The 12,801-nt window shown below is 70.9% G+C and carries 13 protein-coding genes; 6 read left to right on the top strand and 7 right to left on the bottom strand.

What is annotated here, in order from left to right; all coding sequences use genetic code 11:
* Window positions 1–63: 63 nt before the first annotated feature.
* The gene (locus tag ASG48_RS00355) at window positions 64–651 is read left to right on the top strand and encodes a L,D-transpeptidase (RefSeq protein WP_244486716.1); all 588 of its coding nucleotides are present in this window, start codon (window positions 64–66) and stop codon (window positions 649–651) included.
* 47 nt (window positions 652–698) lie between these two features.
* Here ASG48_RS00355 and glcF read toward each other — a convergent pair whose 3' ends face one another.
* The 6 genes from glcF to ASG48_RS00325 all read right to left on the bottom strand — a co-directional run bounded on the left by glcF (window position 699) and on the right by ASG48_RS00325 (window position 7,216).
* The gene (gene glcF / locus ASG48_RS00350; RefSeq protein WP_055843755.1) at window positions 699–2,042 is read right to left on the bottom strand and encodes a glycolate oxidase subunit GlcF; all 1,344 of its coding nucleotides are present in this window, start codon (window positions 2,040–2,042) and stop codon (window positions 699–701) included.
* A 5-nt stretch (window positions 2,043–2,047) separates the two neighbouring features.
* Complete coding sequence (locus ASG48_RS00345; protein ID WP_055843753.1) at window positions 2,048–2,782, bottom strand: endonuclease NucS domain-containing protein; 735 nt, start codon at window positions 2,780–2,782, stop codon at window positions 2,048–2,050.
* Entirely contained in the window at window positions 2,775–3,029 is a 255-nt protein-coding gene (locus ASG48_RS00340; protein WP_055845241.1) for a DUF433 domain-containing protein, read from the bottom strand. Before ASG48_RS00340 ends, ASG48_RS00345 begins: the two co-directional genes overlap by 8 nt.
* Before the next feature lie 11 nt (window positions 3,030–3,040).
* A complete protein-coding gene (gene glcE, locus ASG48_RS00335) occupies window positions 3,041–4,270 on the bottom strand; it encodes a glycolate oxidase subunit GlcE (RefSeq protein ID WP_055843751.1) in 1,230 nt (409 codons plus the stop codon).
* A gap of 77 nt (window positions 4,271–4,347) precedes the next feature.
* Window positions 4,348–5,841 (bottom strand): FAD-linked oxidase C-terminal domain-containing protein, encoded by a 1,494-nt coding sequence (locus ASG48_RS00330; RefSeq protein WP_055843749.1) that lies wholly within the window; start codon window positions 5,839–5,841, stop codon window positions 4,348–4,350.
* Window positions 5,842–5,917: 76 nt separating this feature from the next.
* Window positions 5,918–7,216 carry a DUF3422 domain-containing protein gene (locus ASG48_RS00325; RefSeq protein ID WP_055843747.1) on the bottom strand — a complete coding sequence of 433 codons (1,299 nt, stop codon included), beginning with the start codon at window positions 7,214–7,216 and terminating at the stop codon, window positions 5,918–5,920.
* A 183-nt stretch (window positions 7,217–7,399) separates the two neighbouring features.
* Here ASG48_RS00325 and ASG48_RS00320 point away from each other — a divergent pair, with 183 nt between their 5' ends.
* Window positions 7,400–7,948, top strand: coding sequence for an O-acetyl-ADP-ribose deacetylase (locus ASG48_RS00320; protein WP_055843745.1), 549 nt, complete (start codon window positions 7,400–7,402; stop codon window positions 7,946–7,948).
* A gap of 67 nt (window positions 7,949–8,015) precedes the next feature.
* Window positions 8,016–8,219, top strand: coding sequence for a hypothetical protein (locus ASG48_RS00315; protein ID WP_055843743.1), 204 nt, complete (start codon window positions 8,016–8,018; stop codon window positions 8,217–8,219).
* 51 nt (window positions 8,220–8,270) lie between these two features.
* Here ASG48_RS00315 and ASG48_RS00310 read toward each other — a convergent pair whose 3' ends face one another.
* On the bottom strand, window positions 8,271–9,068 hold the full coding sequence (locus tag ASG48_RS00310) for an SDR family oxidoreductase (protein WP_055843742.1): 798 nt from the start codon (window positions 9,066–9,068) through the stop codon (window positions 8,271–8,273).
* A 93-nt stretch (window positions 9,069–9,161) separates the two neighbouring features.
* Between ASG48_RS00310 and ASG48_RS00305 the strand changes: the two genes are divergently transcribed.
* The 3 genes from ASG48_RS00305 to ASG48_RS00295 all read left to right on the top strand — a co-directional run bounded on the left by ASG48_RS00305 (window position 9,162) and on the right by ASG48_RS00295 (window position 12,533).
* Window positions 9,162–9,911 carry a 16S rRNA (uracil(1498)-N(3))-methyltransferase gene (locus ASG48_RS00305; protein WP_055843740.1) on the top strand — a complete coding sequence of 250 codons (750 nt, stop codon included), beginning with the start codon at window positions 9,162–9,164 and terminating at the stop codon, window positions 9,909–9,911.
* Window positions 9,912–10,041: 130 nt separating this feature from the next.
* Complete coding sequence (locus tag ASG48_RS00300) at window positions 10,042–11,415, top strand: glutamate--cysteine ligase (protein WP_055843738.1); 1,374 nt, start codon at window positions 10,042–10,044, stop codon at window positions 11,413–11,415.
* Between the two features lie 173 nt (window positions 11,416–11,588).
* On the top strand, window positions 11,589–12,533 hold the full coding sequence (locus tag ASG48_RS00295) for a hypothetical protein (RefSeq protein WP_055843736.1): 945 nt from the start codon (window positions 11,589–11,591) through the stop codon (window positions 12,531–12,533).
* The last annotated feature ends 268 nt before the right edge of the window (window positions 12,534–12,801 follow it).

The following is a 12,801-nucleotide window of genomic DNA, read 5'->3' as shown; positions in this document are numbered from 1 at the left end:
CTCTGCGGCGGCGCGCAGGCCCAGGAGACGCGCGGCTTCGGCTATCAGGCCGCTGTCACCGGCATGACGCCGGCCGAGCGCCAGCTGATGAAGCGCAAGCCCGCGCCCGAATTCATGCGCCGGCAGGTGAAGCTGCGGACCGCCGAGGCGCCGGGCACGATCATCGTCGATTCGCGGCGCAAGTATCTCTACTTCGTCGAGCCGGGCGGCACGGCGACGCGCTACGGCGTGGGCGTCGGCAAGGAGGGCTTCGGCTGGTCGGGCCGCATGAGCGTCGGGCGCAAGGCCGAATGGCCGGGCTGGACGCCGCCGGCCGCCATGGTGGTGCGCGAGCGCGCCAAGGGCCGCATCCTGCCGGCCTACATGGCGGGCGGCCCCGGCAATCCGCTCGGCGCGCGCGCCATGTATCTCTATCGCGGCGGGCGCGATTCCATGTTCCGCATCCACGGCACCAACCAGCCCTGGACGATCGGCCACGAAATGTCCTCGGGCTGCATCCGCATGATGAACGAGGACGTGGAGCACCTCTATGGCCGCGTGCCCTCCGGCACCAAGGTCATCGTCGTCGGCCCGCGCGAGACGGCGAGCGGCCTCTATGCCGATCTCGGCCCCGTGCGTCGCGGCCTCCTGGAGACGATCTTCGGCAACTGACGGCGAAAGAGGCGGGGCGCCCGGCCGGCGCTCCGCACCCGGAACCACTACTCCGCCGCGACGAGCGCCGGGGACCCTTCGGGCTCGATGCCGGACAGGCGTGCCGGCTTCTCGCCGCCGAAGGCCCAGTCCAGAAGCTCCACCGTGTGGAGGACGGGAATGGCGGTGCCGCCGCCGATCTGCGTCATGCAGCCGATATTGCCGGTGGCGATCACCTGCGGCGTCACGCTCTCGATATTGCGCACCTTGCGGTCGCGCAGCTGGCCGGCGATCTCGGGCTGGAGGATGTTGTAGGTGCCGGCCGAGCCGCAGCACAGATGCCCCTCCGGCACGTCCCGCACGGTGAAGCCGGCCTCCGCCAGAAGCACTTTCGGCGCCTTCACGATCTTCTGCCCGTGCTGCATCGAGCAGGCGGAATGATAGGCGACGCGAAGATCGGTCGGGTTCGCGGGCACCGGCAGGTCGAGCGCGGCGAGATATTCGGTCACGTCCTTGGCGAGCGCCGAGACGCGGGCGGCCTTCTGCGCATAGGCGGGGTCGAGCCGCAGCATGAAGCCGTAGTCCTTGATCGTGGTGCCGCAGCCGGAGGCGGTGATGACGATGGCGTCGAGCCCACCCTCGTCGGCCGCCTTCGCCCAGACGTCGACATTGCGCCGGGCGAAATCGAGCGCGTCGTCCTCGCGGCCCATATGGTGGACGAGCGCGCCGCAGCAGCCCTCCCCCTTCGGCACCACCACCTCGACGCCGAGCCGCGTGAGGAGGCGCACAGTCGCCTCGTTGATCTTCGGGTCGAGCACCGACTGCGCACAGCCGCGCAAGAGCGCCACGCGCCCGCGCCTCTGTCCCTGCGGCCGGTGCGAGGCCGGCCGGTCGACCGGCGAGGCCGCCGGCACGGCGCGCGGGGCGAGCCGCAGCATGGCGGCGAGCGGGCGCAGCGGCTTCACCGCGTCGAAGGCGCCGGCGAGCGGACGGGCGAGGCGCGCCAGCGTCAGGCTTGCCCGGAAGCGGCCGGGATAGGGCAGAACCATCGCCAGGACCTGCCGGATCAGCCGGTCGAGGAGCGGGCGCCTGTAAGTCTTCTCGATATGCACGCGCGCGTGGTCGACGAGATGCATGTAGTTCACGCCGGACGGGCAGGTCGTCATGCAGGCGAGGCAGGAGAGGCAGCGGTCGATATGGGTGACGACCTTCTCGTCGGCCGGGCGGTCGTTCTCCAGCATCTCCTTGATGAGGTAGATGCGGCCGCGCGGACTGTCGAGCTCGTTGCCGAGCGTGACATAGGTCGGGCAGGTCGCGGTGCAGAAGCCGCAATGCACGCATTTGCGGATGATCTGCTCGGAATCGGCGAGATCGGGCTTGGCGAGCTGGGCGGGCGTGAAGGAGGTCTGCATCGGCGCTATTCCTCAACCTCGAACGCGAACCGTAAGGCGTAGCGCACCAGGGTCACGTTCGGAAGCATGCGTGCTGCGGATCGCGTCCGCTTGTCGAAGGCATGAGCCACGAGGAGGCCCCGGATGTCGTTGGAGTTCTCTTCCCGGCCGAGGTCGCCCATGTAGCCGAGGATCTGCCCGATCGCCCGGTTGTCGGCCGTCCCGGCCTTGAGTTCGACGACCACGAGCCTGTCGTCGCGGTCCCGACAGGTGATGTCGATGAAGCCGGTCTCCACCGATCGTTCGGCGCCGTCGTCGACGACGCGCAGTCCTTCCTCGAGGAAACCGACATGGCGTCGCAGCGAGGCCTGCATGTCGCGTTCCAGGGAGAATTTCTGCAGCAACGGGTCGTCGGCCGGCACAGGCCGGATCGCCGGCATCGGCGACGGTTCGAGAATGACGGACGCTTCCCGCGTCTGCGTCAGGAACGTCCGATACCGCACGACCGCGCTCTTGTAGGATTGCAGGCCGTTCCGGATGTTTCCCTCGATGCGGATGCGCGAGGGATTGGGCTTGCCCGATCGCTCGTCGGCGAGGCTGTAGGTCAGCTCGCCGATCAGCACGTCGTAGCCCTGGTCGATCTGCCGTTGGGCCAGATCGCCATAGGCGTCTTCCACCTTCCGGATGCGCTGGATCTGAGCTTGACAGGTGTTGTCGGCATAGGCCTGGGCCTGGAGCCAGGCCGGGTAATCCTCACGCACTTGCAAGCGCCTTCCCGTCCGAAGAAACTTTCATGGCGCCGATGATCTCGCGCTTGGCGAGCATCAGCGCCTCTTCCACCTGCCAGGGCTGAACGGTTGGGAAGCACTCGAAGAAGTCGCCGAGAGACATTCCGTCTGCGAGATTGTCGAACAGCGCGTCCACCGATACGCGCGTCCCCCTGAAGACCACGGCCCCGGAAACCACGCCAGGATCGCAACTCATCACATCCTTCGGCTCGATCGCCATCGCCTCGTCCCTCATCCCATCCGGCCCGGATTGAGCACGCCCGCGGGGTCGAACTGCTCCTTCAGCCGCCGGGACAGCGCGGCGAGCGGGGCGGGCTGGGGGTGGAAGACGTCGGCCGCCGCGCGAAGGCCGTCCGCCGCGCGCACCAGCATCGCGTGGCCGCCGCCGTGGCGGCGCACGGCCTCGCGCACGGCCGCCGCTTCCGGATCGCCGTCGAGGCGCAGCCAGACGAGGCCGCCCTGCCAGTCGTAGAAGGCTTCCGCCGCCGCCGCCATGCGCAGCGCCATGACGATCTCATGGCCGCGCGTCGGCGTGCAGGAGATGCGCCAGACCGGGCGCTGCGTGCCGTCGGCGAAGGGGCGCACGTCGCGGATGTCGCGCCAGAGCGCCTGCGAGGCCTCGCCTTCCAGGCGCTCCAGCGGCGCCACCTTGCCGAGCGCCTTGCCCAGATGCTCGGCGCGCGCGGCGACCGAGGGGCCGAACCCTTCGAGCCGGATGGCCGTGGCGGATTCGCGGCCGAGCGCGCCGGACGCGACCCGGGCGGCGACATGGGCCGGCAGATGCGCGGCGCCCGAGACCTCGGCCGGCGAGCCCATGGCCGCGGCCATCGCGCCGGCCGCCTCCTCCTCGGACAGCCCGCGCAGGACGAGCGTCGTCTCCGTCTGCGCCTTCGGCAGGACCTTGATCGTGATGTCGGTGAGGACGGCGAGCGTGCCGAAGGAGCCCGTCAGCCCCTTCGAGAGATCGTAGCCGGTGACGTTCTTCACCACGCGCCCGCCGGCCTTGAAGATCTCCGCGCGCCCGGACACGGCGGTGAGGCCGAGCACGTGGTCGCGCGCCGCGCCCTGCTTCAGGCGGCGCGGGCCCGACAGGTTGCAGGAGACCACGCCGCCGAGCGTGCCCTCGCCTTGCGGCCGGCCGAACAGCGGCCCGAGATCCATCGGCTCGAATTCGAGCCGCTGGCGGTTCGCGTCCACCAGCGCCTCGATCTCGGCGATCGGCGTGCCGGCCCTGGCCGAGAGAACCAGTTCCTCCGGCTCGTAGAGCGTGACGCCGCTCATCGCCGACAGGGACAGCGTGCGCGCCGCCTGGACCGGCCGGCCGAGGCCGCGCTTGGAACCCGTGCCCTCGACGCTGAGCGGCTCGCCGGCCGAGACGGAGGCGGCGACGATGTCGCGCACCTCTTCGACGCCGCGCGGGCGATAGACCGTTTCCAGCGGAGACGAATTCGCAAGGCTCATGGCGCGGCGTTGCCCCGACCTGTGTCGACGCAGCGACGGTTGCAGAAGGACGATCCGAGGCGACCCATCTCCCGCCCCTAGAAGCGCGGCAGGTCGGGAAAGGCGACCTCGCCCTTGTGGACATGCATGCGGCCGAGTTCGGCGCAGCGGTGGAGGACGGGGAAGACCTTGCCGGGATTGAGGAGATGCTTGGCGTCGAAGGCGCATTTGACGCGCTGCTGATGCTTCAGGTCGTCCTCGGAGAACATCTCGGGCATGAGGTCGCGCTTCTCCACGCCCACCCCGTGCTCGCCGGTCAGCACGCCGCCCACCTCCACGCAGAGGCGCAGGATGTCGTTGCCGAAGGATTCGGCCCGGTTCAGCTCGCCCTTCTTGTTGGCGTCGTAGAGGATGAGCGGATGCAGGTTGCCGTCGCCGGCATGGAAGACGTTGGCGACGCCCAGACCGTATTTCTCCGACAGGGCCTTCATGCCGGCCAGCACCTTCGGCAGTTCCTTGCGCGGGATCGTGCCGTCCATGCAGTAATAGTCGGGGGAGATGCGCCCGACGGCGGGGAAGGCCGCCTTGCGCCCGGCCCAGAAGGCGGCGCGCTCCTCGTCGGAATGGGAGATGCGGGCGGTCGTCGCGCCGTTGGCGGTGGCGATCGTCTCGACGGCGGCGATGAGATGGTCGACCTCGGCCTTCGGCCCGTCGAGCTCGACGATCAGGAGCGCCTCGACGTCGAGCGGATAGCCGGCATTGACGAAGGCCTCCGCCGCGTGGATCGCCGGCCGGTCCATCATCTCCATGCCGCCGGGGATGATGCCCTCGGCGATGATCCGGGCGACGCAGGCCCCGGCCTGTTCGGAGGTGGGGAAGCCGATGAGGAGCGCGCGCGCGGTCTCGGGCGCCTGCAGGATGCGCACGGTGACCTCCGTGACGACGCCGAGCAGCCCTTCCGAGCCCGTCATCAGGCCGAGGAGATCATAGCCTTCCGAATCGAGATGCTTGCCGCCGAGGCGCATCACCTCGCCCTCGATCGTGACGAACTCGACGCCGATGACGTTGTTGGAGGTGAGCCCGTATTTCAGGCAGTGCACGCCGCCCGAATTCTCCGCGACGTTGCCCCCGATCGAGCAGGCGATCTGCGAGGAGGGATCGGGCGCGTAGTAGAAGCCGCGATGCTCCACCGCCCTGGTGATGCCGAGATTGGTGACGCCCGGCTGCACCACGGCGCAGCGGTTGTCGAAGTCGATCTCTAGCACCTTGTTGAACCTGGAGAGGACGAGCAGCACCCCGTCCTGCAGCGGCAGCGCGCCGCCCGAGAGCGAGGTGCCCGAGCCGCGCGGCACGACGGGGATCTCGTTGGCGTGGCAATATTTCAGGATGGCGGCGACCTCGGCCACCGTCTTCGGCAGAACGACGACGAGCGGCAGCTGGCGATAGGCGGTGAGCCCGTCGCTCTCGAAGACGGCCATCTCGTTCGAGGCGTCGACGACGCCCTCGCCCGGCACGATCGCCTTGAGCGCCGCCACGATCTCGGCCCGGCGCGACAGCACGGCCTGCGAGGGCTTGGGCATGGCGATCGTCATGGCGATTCTCCCTGTATCGCCCGAAGGTAAGCCCCCGGCCGGGGCCCGTAAAGGACGGGCCCCCTAGACCTTCGCCTCAGTGGCCGTCGCCGGCGCGGCGCATGTGGTGGTGGCGGATGCGATGGACGACGAACCAGACGCCGAGCAGCGCCACCGGCACGAAGCCGGCGATGAGGACCGGCGAGGAGATGGGAAAGCCCTCGTGTTCGGCGGCCTTGGCCAGATAGCCGAAGAGCCCGACGACGTAATAGGCGATGGCCGCGACCGACAGGCCCTCCACCGTCTGCTGCAGCCGCAGCTGCAGGCGGGCGCGCCGGTCCATGGAGGCCAGGAGATCGCGATTCTGGTGCTCCAGCTCCACGTCGATGCGCGTGCGCAGGAGGTTGGCCGCCCGGCCGAGCTTGGCCGAGACCGCCTCCTGCCGGTCCTCCAGCGCCTGGCAGGTGCGCATGGCCGGCGCCATGCGCCGCTTGAGGAAGGCGCTCCAGCTCTCCTTGCCGAGGATCGGCTGCTCGCCCACGGCCACGAGGCGCTCGCGCACGATGTCGTCATAGGCGCGGCTCGCGCCGAAGCGGTAGAGGACGGAGGCCGCGGAGGCCTCCGCCTCGGCCGCGGCGCGGGTGATCTCCTGCAGGAGTTCGCGGCTGTCCTCGGCCCCGTCCATCATCTCCTGCGCGATGGTCATGAGGCGCGATTCCAGCGCGCCCACGGCCGGCGCGATGGACTGGGCGAGCGGCAGGCCGAGCAGCGCCAGCGTGCGGTAGAGCTCGATCTCCACGAGGCGCATGGCGAGCGCGCCGGCGCGCTGGGGCGACAGGCCGCGGTCGAGGACGAGAATGCGCGTCAGCCCGTCCGCGTCCTGGCGGAAGTCCGTCGCCGCCTCGGCCAGCCCGCCGTCCATCATCGAATGGCACAGGCTCGTCTTGTCGAAGATCTCGAGCCCCGCCTCGCCCTCCGGGTCGCTCGCGCGCAGTTCCAGATGCACGCCCGCGATCATCGGCCCGGGCGCGGCGAACTCGGCGCCGAACGGATGCCCCTCCACGGCCGCGCCGAAGCGCTCGGGCGGGGGGCCTTCCCACGAATAGGTGGAGAATTCCGAGTGGCGCTCCCAGCGCAGCTTGCCCTTGCCGAAGGCGAAGGAATGCGTGCGGGCCTCGGGCACCGGCGGCGGCACGCCGCGCTGCACGCTCATCTTGGAGAGGAGCGCGATGTCGCCCTCGCCCTGGTCCTGCGTCATGAAGGCGAGGACCACCACGGCCCGCGGCAGCTTGAGCAGCGGGAACGGGCGCGCGTGCAGCTCCCCCAGCACGGCGGCCCTGCGCGGATCGGTCGCGAATCGCTCCAGCGAGCCCGGCCCGAGCGTCATGCGGTTCATGTGTCGTCTCCCGTGCCGCCCTCCCGGCGACGGGCCTTGCTACCCCATCGCGCAGGCGAGCGAAATTGCTTTTCGCGCCCGCGCCATGGTTCGCGCCGCGCGCGCGCGTAGGCGCCGCCGCAATCTGCGGCTTGGAAGCGACAGCCTCTCGGGCCATGCTCCGCTTCCAGGCATGGCAGGGCGATGCAACGACGCGGGGAGGCGGTGTTGAGACGAGTGCTGGAGCACGGCACGGTGCTGGAAGTGGTGGTCGGCGACATCACGCGTCTGCGGCTCGACGCGATCGTCAACGCGGCGAACGGCTCGCTTCTGGGCGGGGGCGGCGTCGACGGGGCGATCCACCGGGCGGCCGGTCCCCGCCTCTACGAGGAATGCCTGACGCTCGGCGGGTGCCGGACGGGCGAGGCGAAGATCACCCACGGCTACGAGCTGCGGGCCCGCCACGTGATCCACGCCGTCGGTCCGGTCTGGGAAGGCGGCGGGCGCAACGAGGATCGCGACCTCGCCTCGGCCTATCGCAGCGCCTTCGCGCGCGCCGCCGAGAAGGGCCTGACATCCATCGCCTTTCCCGCCATCTCCACGGGCGTCTACGGCTTCCCGAAGGCTCGCGCCGCCGAAATCGCCACGCGCGAGGCGCTGGCCGCGCGGGGGTTCGAGCGCATCGTCCTGTGCTGCTTCACCGACGAGGACGCCGTGATCTACGCCCGCGCGCTGGAGGCCGCGCTCGCCTGATCCGCGGCGCCGGGAACGGGCGGCACGCCGGCGTCGTTGCCCTCCCGAACCCGAGGAGGCGCCAACGATGACCGACCACCCCCCGAAGCCCGGCCCCGTCCCCGACGGCCCCCGCCTGCCCGGCCGCCCCGAACGGGCGGCGGAGGAAGGGGTGGAGCAGGCCGAGGGCACGGACACCACGATGGAGAACGTGGCGGGCGTCGACGAGACCAGCGAGGAGCCGCTCGCCGACGCCGACCCGACGGTGCCGCTCCTGCCCGAAGAGCGCTGACGGGGCGACGATGCGGCGCCGCTCCGCGCCGCATCGTCCGGGCGCCTCTCCTCAGCTCTGGACCGACAGGACCGAGCCCCCGTCGACGCGAAGATTCGTGCCGTTGATGAAGGAGGCGCGCTCCGAGCACAGGAGCGCGATGGCCGCGGCCACCTCCTCCGCCCGGCCCCGCCGCTTCAGCGAGATGCCCGGACGCTCCTCCTCCAGGAAGCTCTCGATCGCCTCCTCGAAGGACGTGCCGCGCTCCCTGGCGCGCTCGCGCATCATCCCGTCGGTCATGCCGGTGGCGATGAAGGCGGGCGCCACGGTGTTGACGAGGATGCCGTCCTCGGCCGAGCGGTAGGAGAGGCCCTTCATGAAGGCGGCAAGCGCGGCCTTGGCCGTGTTGTAGGTCGCCTCCTCCCAATAGGGCTGGACGGCGTTCTCGGACGTGACGCAGACGAAGCGGCCCCAGCCGCCCTTCCTCATCTGCGGCAGCGCCGCGCGGGCCATGCGCACGGCCGAGAGGAAGTCGGTCTCGTAGGCCTCCCGATAGTCGTCGTCGCTCATGGCGATCGGGTCGCCCTTGGCGCCGGTGATCCCGCATGTGTGGACGACGATGTCGAGCTTGCCGAAGCGCGAGACGGCCTCCTCCACCACCCGGTCGACCTGTGCCTGATGCAGCATGTCGGCGGCGACGACATGGGTCTCGGCGGGAAGTTCGCGCGCGTCCGCCGTCAGCTGGTCCACCGTCCGGTCGGTCAGGACGAGCCTTGCGCCCTCCTCGGCGAGAAGCCGCGCGGTGGCGAAGCCCATGCCGCCGGTGGCGCCCGTGACGATCGCGACGCGGTCGCGGATGAGGAGATCCATGGGGTCCGTCCTTGCCCTTGCTGTTTCGCCGTGACAACGGAAGGCGCGACGCGAAGGTTTCGCACGGGGCGCGCCGCGGGAGGGTTCGAAACGATGGCTACCCACGATTTTTCCGCCACCCGCCTCTTCCTCGACGCCGCGCTCGCCGAAGGCCTGCCCGTGGCCGCGACGCCGGTGCAGGCGAACTATCTCCTCAACGTGCTGCGCCTGTCGCAGGACGACCGCGTTCTGGTCTTCAACGGCCGCGACGGCGAATGGAGCGCGAGGCTCGACAAGCCGGCCAAGAAGAAGCTCGACCTCGTGCCCGAGCGGCGCACGCGCGCGCAGAGCGCTTCGGCCGATCTCCATTACCTCTTCGCGCCGCTCAAGCACGCGCGGCTCGACTACATGGTGCAGAAGGCGGTGGAGATGGGCGCCGGCACGCTGCAGCCGGTGATGACGCAGCACGTGCAGGCCTCGCGCCTCAACACGGACCGCATGCGCGCCAACGCGATCGAGGCCGCCGAGCAGTGCGGCATCCTGACCCTGCCGGACTGCCGCGAGCCGGTGCGGCTGGAGGCGCTGCTGTCGGGCTGGGACGCGGACCGCCGCCTGTTCTTCTGCGACGAGCGCGAGGACGCGCAGAGCCCGGTCGAGACGCTGCGCGCGACGGCGCCGGGGCCGCTCGCCCTTCTCGTCGGCCCCGAGGGCGGCTTCTCGGCGTCCGAGCGCGCGATGCTGAAGGCGCGACCCTTCGTCACCGTCCTGTCGCTCGGCCCCCGCATCCTGCGCGCCGACACGGCGGCGGTCGCCGCGCTCGCGCTCGTGCAGGCCACGCTCGGGGATTGGACGGCGCCGCGTTGACGGCCCGTTTCGGGGCGCGAGACCTCGCCGCGCCTCGGGCATCTTGCGGGACGGGAGAAAACCGGGCACCTCGCGCCGGGAGACGACCCGCATCCGCCCTTCGCCAGATGCGCCCGCGTTAGGATTTGGAATGGCACGCGACACGACGGACCTGACGCCGATCTCCTCGATCGAGGACCTCACCGCCCATATCCGGGCCGGCGAGAAGCCCGCCTCGCAGTTCAGGATCGGCACGGAGCACGAGAAGTTCCCCTTCTACCGGGAGGACCTGTCGCCGGTGCCCTACGAGGGCGAGCGCGGGATCGAGAAGCTCCTGACGGGGATGCAGGCGATCACCGGCTGGGAGCCGATCGTGGACGCGGACCGCATCATCGGGCTCGCCGGGCCCGACGGCCAGGGCGCGATCTCGCTGGAGCCGGGGGGCCAGTTCGAACTCTCGGGCGCCCCGCTCGCCACCCTGCACGAGACCTGCGTCGAATCGAACCGGCATCTGGCCGACGTGCGGGCGGTGGCCAAGGATCTGGGCATCGGCTTCCTCGGCCTCGGCGCCTCGCCCTCCTGGACGCTCGCCGAGACGCCGCGCATGCCCAAGTCGCGCTACGCCATCATGGAACGCTACATGCCGCAGGTCGGCACGCGCGGGCTCGACATGATGTTCCGCACCACGACGATCCAGGTCAATCTCGACTTCTCCAGCGAGGCCGACATGGCCCGCAAGATGCGCGTCGGCATGCGCCTGCAGCCGATCGCGACCGCCCTCTTCGCCAATTCCCCCTTCACCGAGGGGCGGCCGAACGGGCTCGTCTCCTGGCGCTCGGAGGTCTGGAAGGACGTCGACAACCAGCGCTCGGGCCTCCTGCCCTTCGCCTTCGAGGCGGGTTTCGGCTATCGCGACTATGTCGACTGGGCGCTCGACGTGCCGATGTATTTCGTCACGCGCGGCGGGCGCTACAACCAGGCGACGGACGTCACCTTCCGCCAGTTCATGGACGGGGCGCTGACGGGGCGGATCGAGGATCCCGAGCCGACGCTCGGCGACTGGACGAACCATCTCTCCACCCTCTTCCCCGACGTGCGGCTGAAGCGCTTCCTGGAGATGCGCGGCGCCGACGGCGGCCCGTGGCGGCGCATCTGCGCCCTGCCGGCCTTCTGGGTGGGCCTTCTCTACGACGAGGCGACCCTCGCGGCGGCCGAGGCGATGACGGCCGACTGGAGCTTCGAGGAGGTGCAGGCCTTGCGCGACGGCGTGCCGGAGAAGGGCTTCGCCACGCCCTTCCGCGACGGGCGCGTGCTGGATCTCGCCCGCGAGGCGGTGGCGCTCTCGCGCAAGGGGCTCGCCGCCCGCGCGCTCCTCAACGAGGACGGCGACGACGAGAGCCATTTCCTCGCCCCGCTCGAGGAGGCGCTGGCGCGCGGCACGACCTCGGCCGAGGAACTGGTGCGCCTCTACGAGACGCAGTGGGAGCGCTCGATGGCCCGCGTCTTCGATCACCTGGCCTTCTGAAGGCCGCGCGGGCGGCTTTTCGCGGCGGCGAAAGCCGCCCGATCCCCCAAAATCGCCTGCGACGGTTGCCGAATCGCCGGACGATCGCATGTCAGAGGCTTGGCAGACCGGCCGCCCCGGTCCATTCTCACCGGGCGGGCCGGCTGCGACGGGGCGGCCTCCGGGCGGATGCGATGACCGATTTCTTCGACTGGCTGACGGCGACCGATTCCGGACTTGCGGCCGACCGGCTGGCGAGCTTCTACCGGCTGAGTCACGAGGAGATGCGCCGCACGACGGAGGCGCTGGCGCCGGCCTACAGTATCGCCCTGCAGAAGGCGATGAACGATCCCTTCGCCTGGTCCGAGCTCTGGCGCCGCTTCGTGCCGCTGATGAACGACAGCCGCGTCGATGTCGGCTCGGGCCTTTCCGAGACCCTGTTCGGCTCGCAGGGCCTCTCCTCGGCCGTCGCGCGCCAGGCCTCGGTCGCCTGCGGCATCGCGCCGGACGTCGTCGAGAAGCTGATGCAGAACCTGTCGCTGATGACCGTGCAGGCCATGCTCGGCATGATGATGGCGAACATGGCGCGCAACCAGCCCGCCGGCCTCCTGGAGGGCGACTATCCCGGCGCCATCGCCGAGATGATGCGGCGCGGGGCGAACGCGGTGGAGGCGATGGGCCGCCCCTCCGACCAGCGGCGGCCGCAGCCGGGCGGGCTCTTCGCCTCCGACACGCTCGAGAAGATCTTCGCCGGCACGCTGAAGGGCGGCCTGCCCTGGCTGCCGCCCACCGCCGGCGCCCGCCCCCCCGCGCCGGCGCCCCGGCGCGAGACGACGATCGCGCCCTCGCTGGAGAGCTTCGACCCCTTCCTGCCGCTGACCGCCATGCTCGACGGCTTCTCGCGCGGCCTCTCCACGGAAGAGTCCGCCGGGCCGAAGGCCGCCGCGCCCGCCGAGGCGAGAAAGACGCCGGACCCCGCCCCGGCAGCAAAGCCGGCCGAGGACGAGACCGGCGAGGGCGCGCCGCCGATCCTGGAGGCGATGGCCCGCGACGGGCGTCGCATGCAGGAAGACTATGCCCGCGAGATGATGGCGCTGTTCAAGCGCTACCAGGACGGCTTCGCCGGCAAGGCCTCTTGAAGACCCGACGATCCCCCTCGCTCTCGCCGCCTGCGCGCGCCCCCTTCCGCGGCGGCGTGCCGGCGGAACCGGACCGCCACCGGAAAAGCCGGCGCGCGCCCGTCGCCCGGCGCATCGCCGCCGGCTGCGCCTTCTCCACGGGCCTTGCCCTGCGACGGGTCGAGACCACCTCACCGCAGGCGGCCCATCTGCCCCCGGAGCCCGGCCCCGCCGGCTCCGGCCCGACGCCGGTCGAGCGCCTCCAGGCGCCGACCGACGCCCTCGTGTC

Source organism: Aurantimonas sp. Leaf443 (assembly GCF_001425575.1).
In the GTDB taxonomy this organism is placed as follows: domain Bacteria; phylum Pseudomonadota; class Alphaproteobacteria; order Rhizobiales; family Rhizobiaceae; genus Leaf443.
This window is presented reverse-complemented; position numbering and strand designations above follow the sequence as displayed.